Consider the following 2,993-nt stretch of genomic DNA (forward strand, 5'->3'; position numbering starts at 1 on the left):
ATCCCAAGCACCATACAAATCCTCATCTACCCATTTGCAAGGATCTGTCATGAAACGCTTTATCAAGAGAACCCTGCTCGGCCTGTTCGGCGGAGCGCTGATTGTTGGCAGCCTCGGCGCCTGTTCGCACCGCGGCCCCGGTGGCTGGCACGAGTCTTCGCCGGAGTCGCACGCGCGCATGGTCGAGAAAATCGGCTCGCGGCTTGACCTGGACGCTGCACAGAAACAGAAACTCTCGGTGCTGGCTGACAAGCTGCATGCCCAGCGCACCGCTCTGCGCGGCACCACGGACCCGCGTGCTGCCATGCTGGGGCTGTTTGCCGGCAGCAAGCTGGACCAGGCCGGTGCCAAAAAATTGATTGACGAAAAAACTGCCGCCATCCAGGCCGGCAGCCCGGAAGTGATTACCGCCGCGGCCGACTTCTTTGACAACCTGCGGCCCGAGCAGCAGCAGAAAGTACGCGAGTTCATGGAGCGTGGCCGTCGCTGGGGCCGTCATGGCTAAGGCGCTGAGCTTTGGCCTGGTGGGCGGCCGGCGGCTGGCCCGCCTGGCGCCATCGCCTGAACTGAGCCACCGCGCGTCGCGCACTCTGTCCCCAGGCAGTGTGGGCGGCGGGGTGCGGGGTTTGCTGCGCCTGGAAGGGCTGGCCGTGCTGGCGCTTTCCGTGGCGGCTTATACGCAGTTTGGCGCCGGCTGGGCATTTTTCGCCTGGCTGTTCTTGCTGCCTGACCTGTCTTTCCTGGCCTACCTGGCCGGCCCGCGCGTGGGTGCGGCGGCCTACAACGCCGCGCACTCCTACGCGGGCCCGCTGGCGCTGCTGGCTTTGGGCGTGTTGGCAGCGATGCCGCTGGCGCTGGCTGCCGGGTTGGTGTGGTGCGCGCATATCGGCCTGGACCGCGCCCTGGGTTACGGGCTCAAGTACGCAACGGGTTTCGGCAACACCCATCTGGGCCGCGTGGGGCGCGCCGATCCCTGGTGAGCGGCGCAACCTTCTTATGATGGCGCCATGCCCCGCATCCTGCTGATTGACGACGACGAACACCTGGCCGCACCTTTGGCGGCCTACTTTGCGCGTTTTGACTTTGTGCTCGACAGCGCCACGCGCCCTTCACAAGGCCTGGCCAAACTGCGGGCCACGGCCTATGACGCAGCCATTCTTGACGTGATGCTGCCCGAGATGGACGGCTTTGCGCTGTGCCGCGAGATCCGCAAGGAAAGCGACATCCCCATCGTGATGCTGACCGCGCGCGGCGACGTGATGGACCGCGTGGTGGGGCTGGAGCTGGGCGCTGACGATTACCTGCCCAAACCTTTTGAGCCGCGCGAGTTGGTGGCGCGGGTGCAAACCATCTTGCGGCGTCGGCGCAACGGGGTGCCCGCAGCACGTGACCAGCGCCGCGTGTTTCAGGATCTGTCGATTGACCTGGAAACGCGCGAGGTGCTGCGCCAGGGTGAGCGGCTGGAGCTGACGGGCACCGAGTTTGAACTGCTGGCCATGCTGGCGGCCGAGCCGGGCAAGGTGTTTAGCCGCGACGACATCCTGAACCGCCTGCGTGGCCATGAGGCTGATCTCTACACCCGGGCCGTCGATATTGTGGTGAGCCGGCTGCGCAGAAAGCTGGAGCCGCTGGACTGCATCAAGACGCTGCGCAATGCGGGCTACACACTTGCCGTGAGCAAGGCCGAAGCGCCATGAGAAAAAAAGACAAACGCATGCTGACCCCGGGCCGCTGGCAGCGGCGCTGGCGCCATTCACTGAAGCTGCGGCTGGTCACCATGTTTTTGCTGCTGGCGCTGGCCATGGCGGCGATTTTCATGGGCGGCGTGCAGCGCGCTTTTTCCGCCGGATGGCGCGACGCCGCCAAACCGCTGGTGGCCGACTATGTGGACCGCGTGGTGAGCGAACTGGGCAGTCCGCCCGATGTGACCAAGGCCCAGGTGCTGGTAACGCGGCTACCGATCGCCATCCGCATCGAAGGGCCGCAGGTCAACTGGCAGTCGCATCCCGACCGGTTTGAATACCGTGAACGCCCCGGTTTTGGGCCGGGCGGTGACTGGCTGAGCCGCAGCACAGCCGACGGCCACCGCGTGAGTTTTGGCCTGGGCACCGTGCCATGGCAGCGCGGGCCGCACGGCATTTTTGGCTGGCTTACGCTGGCGCTGCTGCTGGCGCTGATTGGCGCGGCTTATGTGTATGTCAGGCGCCTGCTGCGACCCCTGGATGACATCGGTGCCGGGGCGCAGCGTTTTGGCGGTGGCGACTTTGACACCCCCATTCCGCTGCGTCGCCGCGACGAACTGGGCGACCTGGCGCAGCGCATCAACACCATGGCGCAGGACATCAAGGGCATGCTGGATGCCAAGCGCGGCCTGCTGCTGGCGCTGAGCCACGAGCTGCGCTCGCCGCTGACACGCGCGCGCCTGAACGCCGAGCTGTTGCCGACGAGCACTGACGGCAACGGCCCGGGCGAACGCGAGCGCACCGCGCTGCTGCGCGACCTGGGCGAGATGCGCGACCTGATCAGCGACCTGCTGGAAAGCGAACGCCTGGCCAGCCCGCATGCCACGTTGCACCGCGAGCCGGTGGACCTGGCCGCGCTGGTGCGTGAGGTGGTGGCCGACATGCCCGACGCCGCAGCGGTAACGCTGGACTTGGCTGGAGATTTGCCCACACTGCCACTGGACCGCATGCGGATTCGACTGCTAGTACGCAACCTGCTGGACAACGCCCTGCGTTACAGCGAAGAGGCCAGCCAGCCGCCGCGCATCACGCTCACCCGCCAGGACGACGGCGTGATACTGGAAGTGCGTGACTTTGGCCCGGGTGTGGACGCCGAGCAGCTGGCCCGTCTGACCGAACCTTTCTACCGCACCGACAGCGCACGCCAGCGTGCAACCGGCGGTGTGGGGCTGGGCATGTATTTGTGCCAGCTGGTGGCGCAGGCTCATGGCACGCAGCTGGAGGTTGGGAATGGGGGGCCGGGGTTATGGG

The 2,993-nt window shown here is 66.3% G+C and carries 4 protein-coding genes; all 4 read left to right on the forward strand.

The genetic code is table 11. The features are described from left to right. Positions 1–49: 49 nt before the first annotated feature. Entirely contained in the window at positions 50–505 is a 456-nt protein-coding gene (locus B0B52_RS20975; protein ID WP_077595631.1) for a Spy/CpxP family protein refolding chaperone, read from the forward strand. After that, positions 498–980, forward strand: a complete 483-nt coding sequence (locus tag B0B52_RS20980; RefSeq protein WP_077595632.1) for a DUF4260 domain-containing protein — start codon at positions 498–500, stop codon at positions 978–980. The genes B0B52_RS20975 and B0B52_RS20980 overlap by 8 nt, the downstream gene beginning before the upstream one ends. A 27-nt stretch (positions 981–1,007) precedes the next feature. Continuing rightward, positions 1,008–1,697, forward strand: a complete 690-nt coding sequence (locus B0B52_RS20985) for a response regulator transcription factor (RefSeq protein ID WP_077595633.1) — start codon at positions 1,008–1,010, stop codon at positions 1,695–1,697. After that, on the forward strand, positions 1,694–2,993 hold a 1,300-nt coding region (locus B0B52_RS20990), incomplete at its 3' end, for a HAMP domain-containing sensor histidine kinase (RefSeq protein WP_077595634.1). The genes B0B52_RS20985 and B0B52_RS20990, both read left to right, overlap by 4 nt.

This window comes from Polaromonas sp. A23, assembly GCF_002001015.1.
In the GTDB taxonomy this organism is placed as follows: domain Bacteria; phylum Pseudomonadota; class Gammaproteobacteria; order Burkholderiales; family Burkholderiaceae_C; genus Polaromonas.